This window comes from Collimonas humicola (assembly GCF_018304945.1).
Taxonomy (GTDB): domain Bacteria; phylum Pseudomonadota; class Gammaproteobacteria; order Burkholderiales; family Burkholderiaceae_D; genus Collimonas; species Collimonas humicola.
The window spans coordinates 1-5,478 of sequence record NZ_JAGQEE010000016.1 but is presented as its reverse complement, the minus strand read 5'-3'; the positions used below and the strand labels follow the sequence as shown (position 1 = coordinate 5,478).

The 5,478-nt window shown below is 50.2% G+C and carries 1 protein-coding gene, 2 tRNA genes and 2 rRNA genes; 4 read left to right on the top strand and 1 reads right to left on the bottom strand.

Going from position 1 to position 5,478, the window contains the following annotated elements; translation table 11 throughout:
- The coding region (locus tag KHU30_RS24955; RefSeq protein ID WP_211445287.1) for a hypothetical protein at positions 1-213 on the bottom strand (213 nt) is incomplete at its 3' end.
- A gap of 130 nt (positions 214-343) precedes the next feature.
- Between KHU30_RS24955 and KHU30_RS24950 the strand changes: the two genes are divergently transcribed.
- From KHU30_RS24950 to KHU30_RS24935, 4 genes are all read left to right on the top strand, one after another.
- Positions 344-1,874 (top strand): 16S ribosomal RNA (locus tag KHU30_RS24950).
- Positions 1,875-1,997: 123 nt separating this feature from the next.
- Positions 1,998-2,074, top strand: a tRNA-Ile gene (locus KHU30_RS24945).
- 8 nt (positions 2,075-2,082) lie between these two features.
- Positions 2,083-2,158: transfer RNA gene (locus KHU30_RS24940), tRNA-Ala, on the top strand.
- A gap of 346 nt (positions 2,159-2,504) precedes the next feature.
- Positions 2,505-5,377 (top strand): 23S ribosomal RNA (locus tag KHU30_RS24935).
- The 16S and 23S rRNA genes sit together here with 2 tRNA genes alongside, the layout of an rRNA operon.
- Positions 5,378-5,478: the final 101 nt, after the last annotated feature.

Genomic DNA, 5,478 nt, shown 5'->3' with positions numbered 1-5,478 from the left:
GTGAGTAAAAAGTTTTTCGGTAAGAAGTAAAAAAGTAGTTGACGAAAAACTTGAAACGCTACATAATCTCATCTCTCTGCTGCTGACAAACAAAACGATTTGACAGCGACGCGAGCCGGGTAACTGGTGGCGCGAAGTAGAAGGTTCTTTAACAATTAACAGTCGATAAGTGTGGGCGTTTGATGGAAGTGCAGCGCTGGTGGCGTAAGTCATTAGCGTATAACTTAAAACATTAAATGTTCACAGAAGAAGAAAATAGGCGCTTCTGCAAAGAAGCGGCCTGTCAGTATTTTGAGTGAGCGATAGCAGAGATGCTAGGCAGCAATGCCACAAAACAGAGATTGAACTGAAGAGTTTGATCCTGGCTCAGATTGAACGCTGGCGGCATGCCTTACACATGCAAGTCGAACGGTAACAGGGAGCTTGCTCCGCTGACGAGTGGCGAACGGGTGAGTAATATATCGGAACGTACCTTTGAGTGGGGGATAACTAGTCGAAAGATTAGCTAATACCGCATACGATCTACGGATGAAAGCGGGGGATCGCAAGACCTCGTGCTCATAGAGCGGCCGATATCTGATTAGCTAGTTGGTGAGGTAAAGGCTCACCAAGGCTTCGATCAGTAGCTGGTCTGAGAGGACGACCAGCCACACTGGGACTGAGACACGGCCCAGACTCCTACGGGAGGCAGCAGTGGGGAATTTTGGACAATGGGGGCAACCCTGATCCAGCAATGCCGCGTGAGTGAAGAAGGCCTTCGGGTTGTAAAGCTCTTTTGTCAGGGAAGAAACGGGATTTTCTAATACAGAGTCCTAATGACGGTACCTGAAGAATAAGCACCGGCTAACTACGTGCCAGCAGCCGCGGTAATACGTAGGGTGCAAGCGTTAATCGGAATTACTGGGCGTAAAGCGTGCGCAGGCGGTTATGTAAGACAGGTGTGAAATCCCCGGGCTTAACCTGGGAATGGCATTTGTGACTGCATAGCTAGAGTGTGTCAGAGGGGGGTAGAATTCCACGTGTAGCAGTGAAATGCGTAGAGATGTGGAGGAATACCGATGGCGAAGGCAGCCCCCTGGGATAACACTGACGCTCATGCACGAAAGCGTGGGGAGCAAACAGGATTAGATACCCTGGTAGTCCACGCCCTAAACGATGTCTACTAGTTGTCGGGTCTTAATTGACTTGGTAACGCAGCTAACGCGTGAAGTAGACCGCCTGGGGAGTACGGTCGCAAGATTAAAACTCAAAGGAATTGACGGGGACCCGCACAAGCGGTGGATGATGTGGATTAATTCGATGCAACGCGAAAAACCTTACCTACCCTTGACATGTACAGAATTCCGAAGAGATTTGGGAGTGTTCGAAAGAAAACTGTAACACAGGTGCTGCATGGCTGTCGTCAGCTCGTGTCGTGAGATGTTGGGTTAAGTCCCGCAACGAGCGCAACCCTTGTCATTAGTTGCTACGAAAGGGCACTCTAATGAGACTGCCGGTGACAAACCGGAGGAAGGTGGGGATGACGTCAAGTCCTCATGGCCCTTATGGGTAGGGCTTCACACGTCATACAATGGTACATACAGAGGGCCGCCAACCCGCGAGGGGGAGCTAATCCCAGAAAGTGTATCGTAGTCCGGATTGTAGTCTGCAACTCGACTACATGAAGTTGGAATCGCTAGTAATCGCGGATCAGCATGTCGCGGTGAATACGTTCCCGGGTCTTGTACACACCGCCCGTCACACCATGGGAGCGGGTTTTACCAGAAGTAGGTAGCCTAACCGTAAGGAGGGCGCTTACCACGGTAGGATTCGTGACTGGGGTGAAGTCGTAACAAGGTAGCCGTATCGGAAGGTGCGGCTGGATCACCTCCTTTCTAGAGTTTGCATGAAAGTTAAGCGTCCACACTTATCGTCTGTTAATAAAGAAGAACAGGTATCGGTCAAAGGCTGCGGCATGAGAGTGCTGAAGTTGATGGTAGGCTCGTACTGATCCAAGCGGGTCTGTAGCTCAGTTGGTTAGAGCACCGTGTTGATAACGCGGGGGTCGTTGGTTCGAGCCCAACCAGACCCACCACAAGTTTCGGGGGTTTAGCTCAGCTGGGAGAGCACCTGCTTTGCAAGCAGGGGGTCGTCGGTTCGATCCCGTCAACCTCCACCAAGTTTCCTTGGTGAGAAGAAGCGTGAAATATCAAACCTAAGTCGGTGCAGCGCATGTGAATGCGGGCATGCACTGGGATTTAGGTTTGGTCTTTTGAAGATCAAAGGTTTTACCGTTCTTTAACAATCTAGAAGAAGTAGTAAAGATTCGTCCATGACAAGACATTGTTGTGGATGGGTATGATTGTATCAAATCAAAAAGTATGTAAAGAGTTCTCAAAAGACTCTATGAGCGAAAGCTGCATAGAGAATGCGATAACACTTTGGATACGGCAAACGCTAAACTCATAGAAATACCTCTATAACCGCTTTTTGGGTGTGAACGCACTCAGAGGCTAAAGTTATAGGGACAAGTGAATAAGTGCACATGGTGGATGCCTTGGCGATATCAGGCGATGAAGGACGTAGTAGCTTGCGATAAGCTGCGGGGAGCTAGCAAACAAGCTTTGATCCGCAGATTTCCGAATGGGGAAACCCGGCCCTAGTGGTCATTGCACACTGAATACATAGGTGTGTAAAGCGAACGCGGCGAACTGAAACATCTAAGTAGCTGCAGGAAAAGAAATCAACCGAGATTCCCAAAGTAGTGGCGAGCGAAATGGGAACAGCCGCAAGTTTTAGCAGTGGACATAGTAGAACGACTTGGAAACGTCGGCCATAGAGGGTGATAGCCCCTTATACGAAATGATCATTGTGGAACTAAGCTTGCAACAAGTAGGGCGGGACACGTGTAATCCTGTCTGAACATGGGGGGACCATCCTCCAAGGCTAAATACTCGATATCGACCGATAGTGAACCAGTACCGTGAGGGAAAGGCGAAAAGAACCCCGGAAGGGGAGTGAAATAGATCCTGAAACCGTGTGCATACAAACAGTAGGAGCGGACTTGTTCCGTGACTGCGTACCTTTTGTATAATGGGTCAGCGACTTACATTCAGTGGCAAGCTTAACCGTATAGGGAAGGCGTAGAGAAATCGAGTCCGAATAGGGCGTTCAGTCGCTGGGTGTAGACCCGAAACCAAGTGATCTACTCATGGCCAGGATGAAGGTGCGGTAACACGCACTGGAGGTCCGAACCCACTAATGTTGAAAAATTAGGGGATGAGCTGTGGGTAGGGGTGAAAGGCTAAACAAACTTGGAAATAGCTGGTTCTCTCCGAAAACTATTTAGGTAGTGCCTCAAGTATCACCATCGGGGGTAGAGCACTGTTATGGCTAGGGGGTCATCGAGACTTACCAAACCATTGCAAACTCCGAATACCGATGAGTGCGAGCTTGGGAGACAGACGCCGGGTGCTAACGTCCGACGTCAAGAGGGAAACAACCCAGACCGCCAGCTAAGGTCCCAAAGATTGGCTAAGTGGCAAACGAAGTGGGAAGGCTAAAACAGTCAGGAGGTTGGCTTAGAAGCAGCCATCCTTTAAAGAAAGCGTAATAGCTCACTGATCGAGTCGTCCTGCGCGGAAGATGTAACGGGGCTAAGCCAGTCACCGAAGCTGCGGATATCCGTAAGGATATGGTAGGAGAGCGTTCTGTAAGCCTGCGAAGGTGTCTTGTAAAGGATGCTGGAGGTATCAGAAGTGCGAATGCTGACATGAGTAGCGATAATGGGGGTGAAAAGCCCCCACGCCGTAAGCCCAAGGTTTCCTGTTCAACGTTCATCGGAGCAGGGTGAGTCGGCCCCTAAGGCGAGGCAGAGATGCGTAGCTGATGGGAAGCAGGTTAATATTCCTGCACCGTCGTTAGATGCGATGGGGGGACGGATCGCGGAAGGTTGTCCGGGTGTTGGAAGTCCCGGTTCCTATATCAGAGAAGGCTGTTAGGCAAATCCGGCAGCGTAATTCAAGGGTATGGGACGAGCCAATTTATTGGTGAAGCAATCGGAAGTGGTTCCAAGAAAAGCCTCTAAGCTTCAGTCTAACGAGACCGTACCGCAAACCGACACAGGTGGGCGAGATGAGTATTCTAAGGCGCTTGAGAGAACTCGGGAGAAGGAACTCGGCAAATTTGTACCGTAACTTCGGGATAAGGTACGCCCCGGTAGTTTGACTGGCCTGCGCCAGAAGGACGAAAGGGCTGCAATAAAAAGGTGGCTGCGACTGTTTAATAAAAACACAGCACTCTGCAAACACGAAAGTGGACGTATAGGGTGTGACGCCTGCCCGGTGCTGGAAGATTAAATGATGGGGTGCAAGCTCTTGATTGAAGTCCCAGTAAACGGCGGCCGTAACTATAACGGTCCTAAGGTAGCGAAATTCCTTGTCGGGTAAGTTCCGACCTGCACGAATGGCGTAACGATGGCCACACTGTCTCCTCCCGAGACTCAGCGAAGTTGAAATGTTTGTGATGATGCAATCTACCCGCGGCTAGACGGAAAGACCCCATGAACCTTTACTGTAGCTTTGCATTGGACTTTGAACCAATCTGTGTAGGATAGGTGGGAGGCTTTGAAGCGGGGACGCTAGTTCTCGTGGAGCCATCCTTGAAATACCACCCTGGTTTGTTTGAGGTTCTAACCTTGGTCCGTTATCCGGATCGGGGACAGTGCATGGTAGGCAGTTTGACTGGGGCGGTCTCCTCCCAAAGTGTAACGGAGGAGTTCGAAGGTACGCTAGGTACGGTCGGACATCGTGCTAATAGTGCAATGGCATAAGCGTGCTTAACTGCGAGACTGACAAGTCGAGCAGGTACGAAAGTAGGACATAGTGATCCGGTGGTTCTGTATGGAAGGGCCATCGCTCAACGGATAAAAGGTACTCTGGGGATAACAGGCTGATTCCTCCCAAGAGTTCATATCGACGGGGGAGTTTGGCACCTCGATGTCGGCTCATCACATCCTGGGGCTGTAGCCGGTCCCAAGGGTATGGCTGTTCGCCATTTAAAGTGGTACGTGAGCTGGGTTTAAAACGTCGTGAGACAGTTTGGTCCCTATCTGCCGTGGGCGTTGGAAATTTGAAGGGGGCTGCTCCTAGTACGAGAGGACCGGAGTGGACGAACCTCTGGTGTACCGGTTGTCACGCCAGTGGCATTGCCGGGTAGCTAAGTTCGGAAGAGATAACCGCTGAAAGCATCTAAGCGGGAAACTTGCCTTAAGATGATATTTCCCGGGAACTAGATTCCCCTAAAGGGTCGTTCGAGACCAGGACGTTGATAGGTCAGGTGTGGAAGCGTAGTAATACGTTAAGCTAACTGATACTAATTGCCCGTGAGGCTTGTCCCTATAACCTTAGCAGGTTATATGATGAGCTTTTATTGTTTGCCAAGATTCGTAAGAATCGTTTGGACATTCATACCCAACCGGGTTCACTCACCCTAGTGAAC